Annotated in this window: 18 protein-coding genes; 8 read left to right on the top strand and 10 right to left on the bottom strand. The window is 61.0% G+C overall.

The features are described from left to right. Nucleotides 1-17: 17 nt before the first annotated feature. From IM739_RS16270 to IM739_RS16245, 6 genes are read left to right on the top strand one after another with little or no spacing between them, the layout of a single operon-like run. Entirely contained in the window at nucleotides 18-308 is a 291-nt protein-coding gene (locus tag IM739_RS16270) for a nucleotidyltransferase family protein (RefSeq protein ID WP_237368735.1), read from the top strand. Continuing rightward, nucleotides 305-670 (top strand): HepT-like ribonuclease domain-containing protein, encoded by a 366-nt coding sequence (locus tag IM739_RS16265; protein ID WP_237368734.1) that lies wholly within the window; start codon nucleotides 305-307, stop codon nucleotides 668-670. Before IM739_RS16270 ends, IM739_RS16265 begins: the two co-directional genes overlap by 4 nt. A gap of 4 nt (nucleotides 671-674) precedes the next feature. After that, a complete protein-coding gene (locus IM739_RS16260) occupies nucleotides 675-1,175 on the top strand; it encodes an ureidoglycolate lyase (protein WP_237368733.1) in 501 nt (166 codons plus the stop codon). Then, a complete protein-coding gene (gene uraH, locus IM739_RS16255) occupies nucleotides 1,172-1,528 on the top strand; it encodes a hydroxyisourate hydrolase (protein WP_237368732.1) in 357 nt (118 codons plus the stop codon). The genes IM739_RS16260 and uraH overlap by 4 nt, the downstream gene beginning before the upstream one ends. Beyond that, a complete protein-coding gene (locus IM739_RS16250; RefSeq protein ID WP_237368731.1) occupies nucleotides 1,528-2,268 on the top strand; it encodes a metallophosphoesterase family protein in 741 nt (246 codons plus the stop codon). The genes uraH and IM739_RS16250 overlap by 1 nt, the downstream gene beginning before the upstream one ends. A 12-nt stretch (nucleotides 2,269-2,280) precedes the next feature. After that, the gene (locus IM739_RS16245) at nucleotides 2,281-3,021 is read left to right on the top strand and encodes a metallophosphoesterase family protein (RefSeq protein ID WP_237368730.1); all 741 of its coding nucleotides are present in this window, start codon (nucleotides 2,281-2,283) and stop codon (nucleotides 3,019-3,021) included. A 212-nt stretch (nucleotides 3,022-3,233) separates the two neighbouring features. On the opposite strand, the gene IM739_RS16240 is transcribed toward IM739_RS16245, so the two are convergent. From IM739_RS16240 to puuD, 7 genes are all read right to left on the bottom strand, one after another. After that, nucleotides 3,234-4,379 carry an alpha-hydroxy acid oxidase gene (locus IM739_RS16240; RefSeq protein ID WP_237368729.1) on the bottom strand — a complete coding sequence of 382 codons (1,146 nt, stop codon included), beginning with the start codon at nucleotides 4,377-4,379 and terminating at the stop codon, nucleotides 3,234-3,236. A 130-nt stretch (nucleotides 4,380-4,509) separates the two neighbouring features. Beyond that, the gene (locus IM739_RS16235; RefSeq protein ID WP_237368728.1) at nucleotides 4,510-4,998 is read right to left on the bottom strand and encodes a hypothetical protein; all 489 of its coding nucleotides are present in this window, start codon (nucleotides 4,996-4,998) and stop codon (nucleotides 4,510-4,512) included. A 109-nt stretch (nucleotides 4,999-5,107) separates the two neighbouring features. Further along, nucleotides 5,108-5,692 (bottom strand): TetR/AcrR family transcriptional regulator, encoded by a 585-nt coding sequence (locus IM739_RS16230; protein WP_237368727.1) that lies wholly within the window; start codon nucleotides 5,690-5,692, stop codon nucleotides 5,108-5,110. 73 nt (nucleotides 5,693-5,765) lie between these two features. Further along, nucleotides 5,766-6,200, bottom strand: coding sequence for a potassium channel family protein (locus tag IM739_RS16225; protein ID WP_237368726.1), 435 nt, complete (start codon nucleotides 6,198-6,200; stop codon nucleotides 5,766-5,768). A 33-nt stretch (nucleotides 6,201-6,233) separates the two neighbouring features. Continuing rightward, nucleotides 6,234-6,656, bottom strand: coding sequence for a hypothetical protein (locus IM739_RS16220; protein ID WP_237368725.1), 423 nt, complete (start codon nucleotides 6,654-6,656; stop codon nucleotides 6,234-6,236). An 8-nt stretch (nucleotides 6,657-6,664) separates the two neighbouring features. Next, nucleotides 6,665-7,978: a guanine deaminase gene (gene guaD / locus IM739_RS16215; protein WP_237368724.1), complete on the bottom strand. Its 1,314-nt coding sequence runs from the start codon at nucleotides 7,976-7,978 to the stop codon at nucleotides 6,665-6,667. A 2-nt stretch (nucleotides 7,979-7,980) separates the two neighbouring features. Beyond that, nucleotides 7,981-9,210 (bottom strand): urate hydroxylase PuuD, encoded by a 1,230-nt coding sequence (puuD, locus tag IM739_RS16210; protein ID WP_237368723.1) that lies wholly within the window; start codon nucleotides 9,208-9,210, stop codon nucleotides 7,981-7,983. 232 nt (nucleotides 9,211-9,442) lie between these two features. On the opposite strand from puuD, the gene IM739_RS16205 reads away from it, so the two are divergent. Continuing rightward, entirely contained in the window at nucleotides 9,443-9,775 is a 333-nt protein-coding gene (locus IM739_RS16205) for a hypothetical protein (protein ID WP_237368722.1), read from the top strand. Here IM739_RS16205 and IM739_RS16200 read toward each other — a convergent pair. After that, nucleotides 9,751-10,707 (bottom strand): LysR substrate-binding domain-containing protein, encoded by a 957-nt coding sequence (locus tag IM739_RS16200; protein ID WP_237368721.1) that lies wholly within the window; start codon nucleotides 10,705-10,707, stop codon nucleotides 9,751-9,753. The genes IM739_RS16205 and IM739_RS16200 overlap by 25 nt on opposite strands. Nucleotides 10,708-10,817: 110 nt before the next feature. On the opposite strand from IM739_RS16200, the gene IM739_RS16195 reads away from it, so the two are divergent. Next, on the top strand, nucleotides 10,818-11,048 hold the full coding sequence (locus IM739_RS16195) for a hypothetical protein (RefSeq protein WP_237368720.1): 231 nt from the start codon (nucleotides 10,818-10,820) through the stop codon (nucleotides 11,046-11,048). A 71-nt stretch (nucleotides 11,049-11,119) separates the two neighbouring features. Here IM739_RS16195 and xdhC read toward each other — a convergent pair whose 3' ends face one another. Both xdhC and xdhB read right to left on the bottom strand, forming a co-directional pair. After that, a complete protein-coding gene (gene xdhC / locus IM739_RS16190) occupies nucleotides 11,120-11,908 on the bottom strand; it encodes a xanthine dehydrogenase accessory protein XdhC (protein WP_237368719.1) in 789 nt (262 codons plus the stop codon). A gap of 124 nt (nucleotides 11,909-12,032) precedes the next feature. Then, nucleotides 12,033-14,369, bottom strand: a complete 2,337-nt coding sequence (xdhB, locus tag IM739_RS16185; RefSeq protein ID WP_237368718.1) for a xanthine dehydrogenase molybdopterin binding subunit — start codon at nucleotides 14,367-14,369, stop codon at nucleotides 12,033-12,035. Between the last annotated feature and the right edge of the window lie 5 nt (nucleotides 14,370-14,374).

Raw genomic sequence — 14,374 nt, 5'->3', positions numbered from 1 at the left:
GCCTGGAGGCATGAACTATGCGACCGTCCGAAATGCTGGAGAAGCACAGGGCAGACATCCGCGAGGCGACGACGCGCAACAATGCAGCGAATCCGCGCGTTTTCGGTTCCGTCGCTCGAGGCGAAGACCAGCCGGGCAGTGATATTGATATTCTGGTCGATCCGCTTCCGGGGACGACCCTTTTCGATCTTGGGGGACTTTTGGAGGAACTGCAGGTCCTTTTGGGTTGCAAGGTGGATGTCGTTACACCCGCAGCCATTCCTGCGCGCATGAAGGAACGCATTTTGGCTGAAGCTACAGCCATATGAGCGAAATTGACCGACTTCTCGACTATCTTCACCGAATGCAAAGCGCGGCCACGCAGGCGATCGATTTTACCAGAGATCTCCAACCTGATGCTTTCGAACGAGACACGAAGACCCAAATGGCTGTTGCCATGGCATTCGTGTTGATCGGTGAAGCAGCCACCCGATTGAGCTCTCGATTTCCGGATTTTGTTGCAGATCATCCTGAGATCGCTTGGGCAAAAATCCGAGGCATGCGAGACCTCATAGCTCATGACTACGGCGAACTCGATATGCCTGTGGTTTGGCGCACACTGAAAAACGAGCTACCTGTTCTGATTGATCTGATCAGTCAGCTGCACTCGCGGCGAATGCAAGGGGAATGATTGCGTGCCCAATATCCTTTCCATCCAGCCACTGACGGCTGAGGCATTCGAGCCATTCGGCGAGGTGATCGAAGCCAGTCCTTCCAGCATGCGGCTTATCAATGGCGGGACGACCGAGCGGTTTCACGCGCTGTCGTCGCCGGAGGTGATCGGCGAGGGCGCGCGTGTCATACTCAATATCTTTCGCGGGCAGCCGCGTGCCTTTCCCTATGCGGTCGGCATGATGGAGCGGCATCCGCTGGGCAGCCAGAGTTTCACGCCTTTGTCGGGCCGGCCGTTCCTGGTTGCGGTATCGCTCGACGAGGGCGGGCAGCCGGGGCGTCCGCAGGTGTTTTATGCGCAAGCCCATCAGGGCGTAAACTACCGGCGCAATGTCTGGCACCATCCCCTTATGGCAATCGACGAAGCCAGCGATTTTCTGGTTGCCGATCGCGACGGGCCGGGAAACAATCTCGAGGAATTCTTCTTCGTCCATCCCTTCGTGATTCTGGAGCCTCGCCCATGACTGGCCTTACCACCCATGTGCTCGATACTGCGCTTGGCAAACCTGCCCAAGGGTTGAAAATCCACCTGATGCGCATGGGGGGCGATGAGGCGGAGCTGGTGAAAACCGTGTTCACCAATGATGACGGCCGGGTCGATGGCGGGCCCATTCTTGCGGGAGACGAATTCCAGGCCGGGCAATACGAACTGCTGTTTCACGCCGGTGACTACTTGAAGGCCAGAGGCTTTGCTCTGGCGGATCCGTTGTTCCTCGACATCATACCGATCCGCTTCGGCATATCCGATACTACCGCGCACTATCATGTGCCGCTGCTGCTGTCGCCTTATGGTTATTCGACCTACAGGGGCAGTTGATGCGTTTTGCGGCGATCGCCGATGTGCACGGCAACCATCTCGCGCTGCAGGCTGTGCTCGACCATATCGCTGCGCAGGGCATTGGCGATATTGTCAACCTTGGCGACTGTTTCTCCGGACCGCTGGAGGCGGGCAAGGTGGCTACTCTGTTGTTGCCGCTCGGTCTGACGACGGTGCGAGGCAATCACGATCGCTATCTGGTGGAGACGCCCGTCGATGCCATGGGCAAGTCGGATGCGCATGCTTTTGCGCAACTCGACCAGTCCGCCCTCGATTGGCTGAAAACCCTGCCGTTCGATGCCGTCTGGCGCGAGGATGTCTATCTCTGTCACGCAGGGCCCGACGCCGATGATCGCTACTTCATCGATACTGTCTCGGAGGCTGGTATTTTCGAGCCGCGCGCGCTTGGCGAGATCGAAGTCCGCGCGGCCGGCGTTGAGCAGAAGCTTATCCTGTGTGGTCACAGCCATGTCGCGCGATTGGTCCGACTGAGCGACGACAGGCTGATCGTCAATCCGGGCAGCGTTGGCTGTCCGGCCTATCAGGACGATGTTCCGGTGCCGCATACAGTTGAGGCAGGTCATCCGCGTGCCTGTTATGCCATCTGCGAGAACATTGACGGTGTCTGGCAAGTGGCGTTCCAGCAGGTCGACTACGACCATCAGGCAATGGCCGAGCTTGCCCTGCGCAATGGCCGTCCTGAATGGGCAAGCGGGCTTGCCACGGGTTTCATTCGCTAGGAATTGTCTGACATGCGTTTTGCAGCAATCGCCGACGTGCACGGCAATCATCTGGCGCTGGAAGCCGTCCTTGCCGATATTCGGGCGCAGCATGTAGAGCGGATCGTCAATCTGGGTGACAGTTTTTCCGGTCCGCTGGAGGCGGGGCTGACTGCGGATCTGCTGTTGCCGCTCGACGCGCTTTCGGTCTGCGGCAACCACGATCGGGCGCTGATAGACAGGCCGTTCGACCAGATGGGCGACTGGGAGAAGCCAAGCTATCCGCAATTGTCACAGATGCAACTCGACTGGATACGGGCACTGCCGTTTTCGGCTGTTCTGAACGACGAGGTCTATCTTTGCCATGCCACGCCGAAGGACGACAACAGCTACTGGATGGAGACCCTGTCGTCCGAGGGGATCTTTCACCTTAAGCCGCGGGCGGAAATCGAGGCGCTTGCCGAGGGGCTGGATTTTCCGCTGCTGCTTTGCGGCCATAGCCATATTGCGCGTGCCGTGCAGCTTTCGGACGGACGCCTGATCGTCAATCCCGGCAGCGTTGGTTGCCCGGGCTTCGACTATGACGTGCCGGTCTATCACAAGGCGGAAGCGGGCACGCCGTTTGCCAGCTACGCGATCTTGGAAAAGACGGCGCTGGGTTGGCAGCCGAGTTTCCGGCAGGTGCGCTATGACAACGTCTCGATGGCGAACCTTGCGCGCCGCCATGGCATGACTGACTGGGTCAGTGCCTTGTCGAGCGGCTGGATCGAGTAGGCGTCAAGCGCCACTGATGCCGCACGGAGATGACGGGGGAGGGAGCACATGCCCGGATCGGGCGGGCGTCGTCGTTATGTCGCGTCGTTCGTTTGTCGGGAAAACTCTGGCTGTTTTGCCGACTGCCGCAGCGAACACCGCAAGGCACTTCCTCCAGCTGCATCCGGCTGGCCAAAAGAGCCGGCCGGATAGCGCGGAGCGGGTTGAGCAAATCAGAACGGGTTTTCTGCGATGATGCTGCCATCGACGTCGCTGAGCTGCCGCTTGCCGCACAGTGCCATGGTGACGTCCATTTCCTTCTGGATGATTTCCAATGCCTTGGTGACGCCCTGCTTGCCCATGGCGCCGAGCCCATACAGAAATGGGCGGCCGATATAGGTGCCCTTGGCGCCAAGCGCGATCGCCTTCAGCACGTCCTGGCCTGAGCGGATGCCACCATCCAGATGAACCTCGATCTGGTCACCGACCGCATCGACGATGCGCGGCAGCATGGCGATGGAGGAATGGGCGCCGTCGAGTTGGCGTCCGCCATGGTTGGAGACGATGATCGCGTCCGCACCGGTTTTCGCCGCCATCTGTGCGTCCTCGACATCCAGGATGCCCTTGATGATCAGCTTGCCGCCCCAGCGCTCCTTGATCCAGGCGACATCGTCCCAGGAGAGCTTTGGGTCGAACTGTTCGTTTGTCCATGCGCCGAGCGAGGCCAGGTCTGAGACGTTCTTGGCATGGCCATGGATGTTGCGGAAGGTGCGGCGCTGGGTGTGCAGCATGTCCCAGCACCAGCGGGGGCGCATGGCCATCTGGAAAAGGTGCTTGGGTGTCAGCTTCGGCGGGGCCGACAGGCTGTTGCGGATATCCTTGTGACGCTGGCCAAGAAGCTGGAGGTCGGCGGTCAGTACGAGCGCCGAGCACTTGGCGGCGCGGGCGCGTTCGATCAGGTTGATGACGAAGTCGCGGTCGCGCATCACGTAAAGCTGGAACCAGAACGGGCGCCTGGTCACGGAGGCAACGTCCTCGATCGAGCAGATGCTCATGGTCGACAAGGTGAAGGGAACGCCAAATTCCTCGGCTGCCTGAGCCGCCAGCATTTCGCCGTCGGCATGCTGCATGCCGGTCAGACCGGTCGGCGAAAGGGCTACCGGCATCTTCACCTTCTCGCCGATCATCGTCGTTTCCAGCGATCGATTGCTCATGTCGACCAGAACGCGCTGGCGCAGCTTGATGCGGGAAAAGTCGCTCTCGTTCGCGCGATAGGTCGATTCCGTATAGGAGCCGCTATCGGCATAATCGAAGAAGAGTTTTGGCACACGGCGCCGCGCCAGGCGCTTAAGATCGGAGATTTCGAGAAGATTGACCATCGGACCCGCCTTGGAACTAGTTGTCATAGAGACCTAGCACGGGCCCGGAAGGCTTGTGAATGGGGCGAGGGCCGGGAGGTAAAGATTTTTTACCTGTTGCCTCGTCTGCTCCCGGCATCCCCAATTGGGGCTATCGGTGCACACTGCGCCCTTCGCGGCGCAGATGGATCATCTGTGCCGTCAGCCCGACGACCAGCACGGCTGCAATTGCCGCTTGGGCTCCCAGGAGAATTGGTGAATTCAGGTCGGTGACGATCGGGTGGCCATCAGGCACGCGGCGAAGGGTTTCGCTGACAGCCGGCACCATCAGCAGAAACGCCGTGAGGCTCAGGAATATCGTTTCCAGATAGCGGGCTGCTCTGCCCAATGCCTGCACATGGCCAATGGCGTAACCCGCGAGCAGGAGAAGCAGCGTGACTGCGCCGATGACCGGGCTCGCTGCCTGATGGGCTACGAGGAATACCGTCAGGGAGCCCGCCAGCATCGACAGGAAATAGAGTTTACCTGCCGTGTTGCGCGGGGTGATCCGCCCGTGGCGGGCGAGCATGTAGAAGGCTAGTGGAATTGCCGGCAGGCTGCCGAGTGTATGTATCCACCCAAGGGGAGAAATTCCAAACATCTGAAGTTCCTTTGTATTTGATGCGCACGCTTGTCTTGGGATTGACGAAAATAGTCTATCTACTAGTTGGTAGCTTCGATGATCAAATGTCGGCGCGTTGCGGAAACCGCTAGGTTTTCGGCGCGAGACGTTGGAGCAGTGCGCCTTTCACGGTGCTGAAAATCTGCGGGTCGCCATAGGCGCGAGCAGACAGCATGGCTCCGTGCACGGTCGCGAGAAATGCTTCCGCCTCGTCCGCAGGTGTTGCGCTCAATGACAGGACGTCTTGCCGCACGCCGCGCTCCATGGCGCCTGTCAACCAGGCCGAAAGGGTTCTGAAGTGCGCCTTCACCTCGCTGTGGACCTCCTCGGGCAACAGTTGCGCCTCGCCGGCAAGGAGCGCGCAGACACAGAATGGCGCGGTATTGTCCAAGATGCAGGCTTCCCAATAGCCGAGATAGGCCTGCAATTGCCCCATTGGATCCGCGATATGGGCTTCGATCTTCGCCAATCCCTCTTCTGCTTCCCGGCGATAGGAGGCGACGAGTGTGCGGACCAAGTCTGCCTTGCTGGGGAAATGATGGTGGATGCTGGCCTTGCGAATGCCGACGACTTTCGAGATGTCGGCATAGCTAAAGCCATTGTACCCGCCAGCGACGATCAAGGCCCGTGCGCAATGCAGAATTTGATCCGATGTGCTCAAAAGGTTGCTCATAGCAATTGTCTACCAACTAGTAGGTTGGTTGTCAATCTATGACATTGTCGCCTTTTCAGTGTCTCTCCAGGCCTCAGAAATGCTCGCCGGAGCGGAAGGGGCCGACGCGGATGCCGGCGGCGATCAGGTAGGCGGTGGACCAGCCGATCAGCAGGAAGCCGTTGACACCCTCGAGTGCCGCCATCATGCGCCATTCCGGATGGGGGATGACATCGCCATAACCGACCGTGGAAAAGGTGACGGTCGACAAATAGAGCGCGGTCGGGAAATCATCGACGACTCCGATCAGGCTGAAGCCGGCGGCCCAGAGCCAGACCTCCGCCGTAAGCACGCAGAACACGCCGATCACCACCGTGTTCATGGCCAGGATGCGGCTGCGGTGACCGTTTAGCCGGACGCGATCGGTGATCCAGCTCATGACGTGGGTCACGGCGATCAATCCGATCGTATGGATGACGACCGTCAGGGAGATCATCAGGGTTCCGAGGGCCAGATTGACGATCAGCATGCGGCAAATATCCTCCCGCCGAAGGCCGGGCTGTTACCGGCGTAACTCCTTGCGTATCACGAATTTCAGCCCGGACCAGATCTCGTTCACGGCACAGACCTTCACATCTACGAGCCCGATTGGCAGGAAGATGCTGCGCAGCCCGTCCTCGGTGATGGTGGTCGGCATCTTCGCGGCCTTCTTCGGCCAGGAAATCCAAAGCATGCCGGCCGGGCGGAGCATGGCGCGGAGCCCGGATGCGCGGTCTTCAAGGGCGGCGCGGGCGGTTTCGAACACATGCAGGTAGTCGAGGTCCGATCCGTCCGCCCGGGAGAGCGCGTCCACGCAGCGGGCCTGCGGTATGTGGTCGGCGAGTTCACGCAGGTCCTCTGGCAGGGCGACGAACAGAGCGGCGAATTCGGGCTTCAGTCCGAGTCTCCTCGGAAGGGGTGTGCCGGAATAGCCACTTTCGCTCATCGCCAGCCTCACATGTCCGGTCTGTGTTTTGCCGCCCGGCCCGCGACATAGGTCTCGACCACCGCGCGGTCGTCGCCGAGCGTCTGGAGCAGGAAGAGTTCTTCCGACAGGGAGGTTACCGTTTCCATCCGGAGCCGCATGGCCGGTGTCGCGGCCGCGTTCAGCACGACGAGGTCGGCGTCGGTGCCGGGGTCCAGCGTGCCGATGCGCTCAGTAAGGTCGAGCGCGACGGCGTTGCCGAGCGTCATGTGGTAGAAGCTTTCGAGCGGGTTCAGCCGTTCGCCGAGCAATTGCTGGATCTTGTAGGCCTCGTCCATGGTCTTCAGCATGGAATAGCTGGAACCGCCGCCGATATCGGTGGCGACGGCGACGGTTACCGGCTTGTCGCGACGCTTCATCGCCTGCAGCGGGAAGAGGCCAGAGCCGAGGAAGAGGTTGGAGGTCGGGCAGTGGACTGCCACCGCGCCGCTTTGCGCCATGGCGTCGGCCTCGCGGTCGGAGAGGTGGATGGCGTGGCCGAACAGCGCCTTCTTGCGCAGCAGGCCGTAGCGGGCATAGATGTCGGTATAGTCGATGGCGTCGGGAAAGAGTTCGCAGGTATAGCGGATTTCGTCGTGGTTTTCCGACAGATGCGTCTGGATGTGCAGGTCTGGGAATTCTTCCGCCAGCTTTTGCGTCATCGCCATCTGCTGCGGCGTCGAGGTGATGGCGAAGCGCGGGGTGATGGCGACGTGGTTGCGGCCCTTGCCATGCCACTGCTCGATCACGGCGCGGGTCTCGTCATAGCCGAGTTGCGGCGTGTCCAGCAGGCCCTGAGGGGCGTTGCGGTCCATCATCACCTTGCCGCCGATCATCAGCGTGCCGCGCTTCAGGCTTTCGGCAAAGAAGGCGTCGGCGGAGGTCTTGTGCACCGAGCAATAGGCGACCGCCGTGGTCGTGCCGTTGCGCAGGAACTCGTCGAAGAAATGGGTGGCGATGCGCTCAGCATGCGCGCTTTCGACGAAGCGGCATTCCTCGGGGAACGTATAGGTGTTCAGCCATTCCAGCAGGTTGGCGGCATAGGAGGCGATCACCTGCATCTGCGGGAAATGCACATGGCAGTCGATGAGGCCGGGCAGGATGAGATGCGGACGGTGGTCGATCTCGGGCGTATCGGCGCCGGCCTTCGGCTTGACGTCGGCATAGGGGCCGACCGCCTTGATGACACCACCTGCGATCAGCAGGGCGCCATCGCTTTCATAGAGAAAGCTTTCCTTGTCCGTCGCATTCTCGGGTGCGCGGCGGAAGGAGAGCAGACGGCCACGGATCAGTGTTTCGGTCATTTTCACTTGCCTTCGACCGTCGTCTCGAACCAGGCGACCAGCAACTGGCGCTCCTCGTTCGAGAGGTCGGTGATGTTGCCAGGCGGCATGGCATGGCTGCGGCCGGCCTGGATGTAGATTTCGCGAGCATGGGCGGCGATCTCGCCGTCGGTCTCGAGTTTCACGCTCTTCGGCGCGCGCACGACGCCTTCCCAGACGGGTTCGCTAGCATGGCACATGGAGCAGCGGCTTTGTACGACGTCGCGCACTGCGGAGAAATGCACGTTTTCGACAAAGGTCTTTTCCCGTGCGGAGAGCGAGACTTCGGTTTCGCCGGTCAGCACCTTGGGCACGGTCGACAGCCAGATGATGACGATGAAGATCAGCACGGTGACCAGCCAGGTCCAGGTTGGCTGGCCTTTGCGGGCATGCGTCGTGTTGAACCAGTGGCGGATAGTGACGCCCATCAGGAAGACCAGGGCTGCGATGATCCAGTTGAACTTCGTGGCGAAAGCCAGCGGGTAGTGGTTCGACAGCATGAAGAAGATGACGGGCAAGGTCAGGTAGTTGTTGTGCAGCGAGCGCTGCTTGGCAATCATGCCGTATTTGGCGTCGGGCGTGCGGCCGGCGAGCAGGTCGGCGACAACGATCTTCTGGTTCGGGATGATGATCATGAAGACATTGGCCGACATGATCGTCGCGGTAAACGCGCCGAGATGCAGGAAGGCGGCGCGGCCGGTGAAGACCTGGGTGTAGCCCCAGGCCATGGCGACCAGCACGATGTAGAGAAAGACCATCAGACCCCAGGTGTTCTTACCAAGCGGCGACTTGCAGAGCAGGTCGTAGCAGATCCAGCCGACGCCTAGCGAGGCAAGCGATAGACAGATGGCCTGCCAGGGTTCGATGTCGAGCAGGGTGCGATCGATGAGGAAGAGATCGGCGCCGCCATAGTAGACCACGCAGAGCAGGGCGAAGCCCGAGAGCCAGGTGGCATAGCTTTCCCATTTGAACCAGGTGAGGTGTTCGGGCATCGAGGCCGGCGCGACGAGATATTTCTGCACATGGTAGAAGCCGCCGCCATGCACCTGCCATTCCTCGCCATGCACGCCGTGGGGCAGGCCCGGGCGCTTCACCAGGCCAAGGTCAAGCGCGATGAAATAAAAGGACGAGCCGATCCAGGCGATGGCGGTGATGACGTGCAGCCAGCGCACGGCAAAGGAGAGCCATTCCCAGGCAATGGCGAATTCATACATGCAATATCCCTTTCTTCCCCGAACGAGATACCTTGCAAAAACTTTGGGATGAAGGAAAGGGCGCGATGCGGGACGGGGCTACTTTGTTCAGCTGTTTTGTGCGTCGCACAAATCCTGCCCGTCACTTCCTGCATTTGTCCTAATATAGTGGTTCTGCTAGATTTGGCCCTTGATGCTGCCGGATGGGGAGGGACATGGCGAACCGGCGGCCTGCCCTGAAGGAGGTGCGTCGATGCGCAGCATGATTACAGGCATTCTTCTTGTCTATTCGTCTTGTGTTTACGCCCATGAGCCCAAGAGCGGCTGGCAATATGATGCCTTCTGCTGCAACGGCAACCAGCATACCGGTGATTGCCAGATGATTCCCTCGCAGAGCGTCCGGATCATCAAGGACGGCTATCTGCTGACGCTTGGTCCGGGAGAGCACCGGCTGGTCACGCGCCGGCATATCTTCAACGTGCCGCAGGTGACGACGCGCCGTTCCGAAGATAGCGAATATCATCTTTGCCTTTATCCGAACGAGGATACGCTGCGCTGTTTCTATGCGCCCGACATGTCGTTCTGAACTGTCTTGAGTGGTAGTGGCGGGGCCAATGTCGAGGCCATCTCGTCATTGGCAAGAGCCTTGTCGATCCAGGCCTGGAAGGCGCGGATCTTTGGCGAATTGCGCCGCGCGTGCGGGTAGACCATCCAGATGGGTGCCTGTGCCGCGCAGGTCAGCGGAAACGGCTGCAGCAGGCGACCCGATGCCAGTTCGTCACGGAAGAAGAATGGGCTGATAATGGCCACACCCTGTCCGGCGATCGCAGCGCTTGCCTCAAGATCCTGCGCCTCGAACGTGTTCATGCTGTTGCCCTTAAGGGCAAGGTTCTGGATACCGGCTGCGTTGAACCACTCCTTCCACCAATGATCATCCGGGCTGATGATCGGCAGCTTCATCAGGTCTGACGGCTGGTGAACGCCGCCAATGCTGTCGGCCAGCTTCGGGCTGAGCATGGGCGTGTATGTCGCACGGATCAACTGGTGGCTGACAAGGCCCGGCCACGGCCCGTCGCCCCAGCGGATCGCAATATCGGCGCCGTCGCGGGCGAAATCGGTCATCTTGTTGACCCGTAGCAGGCGAACGGCAATGTTCGAATGGTCGAGTTGAAACGATCCGAGGTGTTTCGCCAGCCATTGCGTGGCGAAGGTCGGGATCGAGTGGATTTCCAGCGTTTCGCTTGAGGCGTGGCGGGCCGAGGCGACCGCGTCGACCAACAGGCCGAAGGCTTCGCCGACCTTTGGCAGTAGCCTTGCGCCGGTTTCGGTCAGTTCGATCTGCCGTGGTCTGCGCAGGAACAGCATCTCGCCAATATTGTCCTCCAGCAATTTGATCTGGTAGCTCACGGCAGTCTGGGTCATGCCGAGTTCTTCGCCTGCGCGGGTAAAGCTGCCCAACCGGCCGACCGCCTCGAAGACGCGCAGGGCATTCAGCGGGAACTGTTTCGACAGTTTCATGGATAAGCTCTCTTTATGTGTCGGCGCGGAAATTGAATTGGATCCGTGCTGCAACCGCAGTCATTGTGCACCCAATGCAGCCGTTTAGGCAACGGCATCTGGAGGCAAGGATGACATCGCTAATCAAATCGCAATGGCAGTTCGTCAGCCCGTCTTTTTCCAGTCTTCGAAGGGTGCTATGCCGTATTCTCGCGGCCGACCACATGGCAATCGACAACCTGCCGGAGGCTCTGCGTCAAGATATCGGGCTCGAGGAAGGACGACCATCACGGAGCCGATCCAAGGCTTTCTGGTCGGGCAACCGTCGTCTGATCGATACGATCAGGACCGGGCCTCTGTGAGGTATCGTAATTGTATTCAATGAGTTGGTGTGCAAAGCTCTGGTTCTGAATCGAGTGCTTGAAGTGCTGATTCAACCAAGCAGGGTCGCCAGCAATTCGGCTGCCACCATGGCCGCGATAACCGGCGGGCGCTTGTCCTTGACGGCACTGCCGCCAATCGGCAGCACAAGGCGCTCAAGGTCCGCGGCATCTGCGTGTTCACGGATCAGCCAGCGGGAGAAGGTGGCGCGCTTGGTGGCCGAGCCGATCATGCCGACATAACGCAGATCCGGGCGAGCCAGTGCCTGTCGGGCGATCAGGAAATCCAATGCGTGATCATGGGTGAGGATGACCGCCGCACCTCCTTCTGGAAGTCTTGCGATTTCCGCTTCTGGCATGGCAACACGGCGAAACACGATGCCTTCGGGCACGTGGCCATCGATATCCGCGCGCGTGTCGATCAGCGTGACGTTGAACGGAAGGGGCGCCAGCGCCGCGGCCAGGGCGAGGCCGACATGGCCTGCGCCATAGATATGGATCTCGGGCCGGCGCTCTCGTGCCGCTTCCTCGCGCGCCAGCAGGTCGGCACGCGCCTGTGCGTCGAGGTTGGTCAGGGTGAGGACGACACGGCCGCCGCAGCACTGGCCGATCTCCGGGCCGAGCGGTATGTCGAGCGTTGCCGATGCTTCGTCGGCCGCCAGCATGGCGCGCGCCTTTTCGATGGCGAGAAATTCCATATGCCCGCCGCCGATGGTGGCGTAAACGGTAACCGGGGCGACCAGCATGAAGGCGCCGGTCTCGCGTGGGGTCGAGCCCTTGGCATCGGTGACCTTGACGAGCACGAGGGCGGGATGGGTGGAGAGGAAGTGATCCACGGACATGCACCTCAACCGCCTGCCGGCACCTTCTCCCCGCTTACGGAGAGAAGGGCGAGTGCCGCAACGGTTCCATTCCCTCGCCCCGCTTGCGGGGAGGGGGGCAGGATGAATGGTAAAAGCAGCGCCCTCATCTCCCCCTCAACCGCTCCACCGCCATCAGCACCCGTTCCGGGGTTGCCGGTGCGTCGAGCCTCGGGCAGATCTTGTAGTCGGCGACGGAGGCGACGGCCATGGACAGGGCTTCCAGCACCGAGATCGCCAGCATGAAGGGTGGTTCGCCGACCGCCTTGGAACGGCCGATGGTCGGCTCCGCATTGACCGACCAGTCGGCCAGACGGGTGTTGAAGATCTTCGGGCGGTCGGAGGCGAGCGGGATCTTGTAGGTCGAGGGGGCGTGGGTGCGCAGCCGGCCCTTGCCGTCCCACCACAGTTCCTCGGTCGTCAGCCAGCCCATTCCCTGGACAAAGCCGCCCTCGATCTGGCCGATGTCGATCGCAGGGTTGAGCGAGCGGCCGACATCGTGGAGGATGTCGGTGCGGTCCATCAGATATTCGCCGGTCAGCGTGTCGATCGAGACCTCGGAACAGGACGCGCCATAGGCATAGTAATAGAAGGGCGTGCCGCGCCCGGCGGCGCGGTCCCAGTGGATCTTCGGAGTCTTGTAGAATCCGGCCGCTGATAGCTGGACGCGGGCGAAATAGGCCTGCCTGACGAAATCACCAAAGGCAAATTCCTGAACGCCGACGCGTACGCGGTTCGGCAGGAACTCTACGTCAGACGCGGCGACCTGATATTTTTCCGCGCCGAAGGCGATCAGCCTTTCCTTGATCTGGCGCGCCGCATCATAGGCTGCCATGCCGTTGAGGTCCGAGCCGGAGGAGGCGGCCGTCGCCGAAGTGTTGGGCACCTTGCCGGTCGTTGTCGCAGTGATCTTGACCGTGTCGACATCGACCTGGAACGCGTCGGCGACGACCTGGGCGACCTTGGTATAGAGGCCCTGGCCCATTTCCGTGCCGCCGTGGTTCAGGTGAATCGAGCCGTCCTGATAAACATGGACGAGGGCGCCGGCCTGGTTGAAGGCGGTCATCGTGAATGAGATGCCGAACTTTACCGGGGTCAGTGCTAAGCCCTTGCGGATGACCGGGCTCGTGCTGTTGAAGGCGATGATCTCGCGGCGGCGCGCCTGATAGTCGACCGAGGTTTCCAGTTCCTCGACTATGCGGGCGACGATGTTGTCCTCGACCACCTGATGATAGGGGGTGACATCGCGGCCGGAGCCGTTCGGCCCATAGAAATTGACCTTGCGGACCTCAAGCGGATCCTTGCCGAGCGCATAGGCGATTTCCTCGATGATGCGTTCACCGCCGAGCATGCCCTGTGGGCCGCCGAAGCCGCGATAGGCGGTGTTGGAGACCGTGTGGGTCTTCAGCGGCTGCGAGGTCAGCTTCACATGCGGATAGAAATAGCTGCTGTCGGCGTGAAACAGGGCGCGATCGGTGACCGGACCGGAAAGGTCGGAGGAATAGCCGCAGCGCGCGGCGAAATTGGCGTCCACCGCATGGATCCTGCCATCACGGTCGAAGGCGACATCGAAATCCATCTTGAAGTCGTGGCGCTTGCCGGTGACGCCCATGTCCTCGTCGCGGTCGGGACGGAATTTGACCGCACGCTTCAGCTTCTTTGCCGCGAGGGCCGCGAGCGCTGCAAACTGGTTGCCCTGGGTTTCCTTGCCGCCGAAGCCGCCACCCATGCGCCGTGTATTCACGGTGATGGCGTTGGAGGGGATATCCAGAACATGGCCGACGATGTGCTGGATCTCGGACGGGTGCTGGGTCGAGGACCAGATGGCGACTTCGTCGTCCTCGCCGGGAATGGCGAGCGCGATATGGCTCTCGAGATAGAAATGCTCCTGGCCGCCGATGCGCATGGAGCTTTTCAGCCGGTGCTCGGCCTTGTCCAGTTCGGTTTCCGGCGTGCCGCGCTTCAGCGTCATGCCGGGGGTGACGAGGGCGGCGCCGTTTTCCAGCGCGCCGTCGATATCGGTCCAGAAGGGCAGGTCGCGATATTCGACCTTGGCCAGACGCGCCGCCTTGCGGGCGGCGTCGCGGGTTTCGGCAATGACGGCGAAGATCGTCTGGCCGTGAAATTCCACCTTGTCGGTCGAGATCAGGGGCTCGTCGTGGCGGCCACCGGACGAGACGTCGTTGACCCCGGTGATGTCTTCGGCGGTCAGCACGCAGGCGACGCCGGGATAGGTTTTGACTGCAGACAGGTCGATCGACAGGATTTCCGCATGGGGCCGATCCGCCATGCCGAGCGCGCCGTGCAGCAGGCCTGCGGGTTCCGGAATGTCATCGATATATTCGGCACTTCCGGCGACATGCTTGTGTGCTGAATCATGCCGGAGCGACTGGTGCATCGGCCCCTTGATGTATTTGCCGGTCTCGTAGGTTGGCTTATCCATGGGAT

It is taken from the genome of Rhizobium sp. SL42 (assembly GCF_021729845.1).
Taxonomy (GTDB): Bacteria; Pseudomonadota; Alphaproteobacteria; order Rhizobiales; family Rhizobiaceae; genus Allorhizobium.
This window is presented reverse-complemented; position numbering and strand designations above follow the sequence as displayed.

Bases quoted from the DNA above. Each gene is read 5' to 3' on its own strand.
- IM739_RS16270 (WP_237368735.1), top strand. From the start codon at position 18: ATGCGACCGTCCGAAATGCTGGAGAAGCACAGGGCAGACATCCGCGAG.
- IM739_RS16265 (WP_237368734.1), top strand. From the start codon at position 305: ATGAGCGAAATTGACCGACTTCTCGACTATCTTCACCGAATGCAAAGC.
- uraH (WP_237368732.1), top strand. From the start codon at position 1,172: ATGACTGGCCTTACCACCCATGTGCTCGATACTGCGCTTGGCAAACCT.
- IM739_RS16250 (WP_237368731.1), top strand. From the start codon at position 1,528: ATGCGTTTTGCGGCGATCGCCGATGTGCACGGCAACCATCTCGCGCTG.
- IM739_RS16245 (WP_237368730.1), top strand. From the start codon at position 2,281: ATGCGTTTTGCAGCAATCGCCGACGTGCACGGCAATCATCTGGCGCTG.
- IM739_RS16240 (WP_237368729.1), bottom strand. From the start codon at position 4,379: ATGGTCAATCTTCTCGAAATCTCCGATCTTAAGCGCCTGGCGCGGCGC.
- IM739_RS16235 (WP_237368728.1), bottom strand. From the start codon at position 4,998: ATGTTTGGAATTTCTCCCCTTGGGTGGATACATACACTCGGCAGCCTG.
- IM739_RS16230 (WP_237368727.1), bottom strand. From the start codon at position 5,692: ATGAGCAACCTTTTGAGCACATCGGATCAAATTCTGCATTGCGCACGG.
- IM739_RS16225 (WP_237368726.1), bottom strand. From the start codon at position 6,200: ATGCTGATCGTCAATCTGGCCCTCGGAACCCTGATGATCTCCCTGACG.
- IM739_RS16220 (WP_237368725.1), bottom strand. From the start codon at position 6,656: ATGAGCGAAAGTGGCTATTCCGGCACACCCCTTCCGAGGAGACTCGGA.
- guaD (WP_237368724.1), bottom strand. From the start codon at position 7,978: ATGACCGAAACACTGATCCGTGGCCGTCTGCTCTCCTTCCGCCGCGCA.
- puuD (WP_237368723.1), bottom strand. From the start codon at position 9,210: ATGTATGAATTCGCCATTGCCTGGGAATGGCTCTCCTTTGCCGTGCGC.
- IM739_RS16205 (WP_237368722.1), top strand. From the start codon at position 9,443: ATGCGCAGCATGATTACAGGCATTCTTCTTGTCTATTCGTCTTGTGTT.
- IM739_RS16200 (WP_237368721.1), bottom strand. From the start codon at position 10,707: ATGAAACTGTCGAAACAGTTCCCGCTGAATGCCCTGCGCGTCTTCGAG.
- IM739_RS16195 (WP_237368720.1), top strand. From the start codon at position 10,818: ATGACATCGCTAATCAAATCGCAATGGCAGTTCGTCAGCCCGTCTTTT.
- xdhC (WP_237368719.1), bottom strand. From the start codon at position 11,908: ATGTCCGTGGATCACTTCCTCTCCACCCATCCCGCCCTCGTGCTCGTC.
- xdhB (WP_237368718.1), bottom strand. From the start codon at position 14,369: ATGGATAAGCCAACCTACGAGACCGGCAAATACATCAAGGGGCCGATG.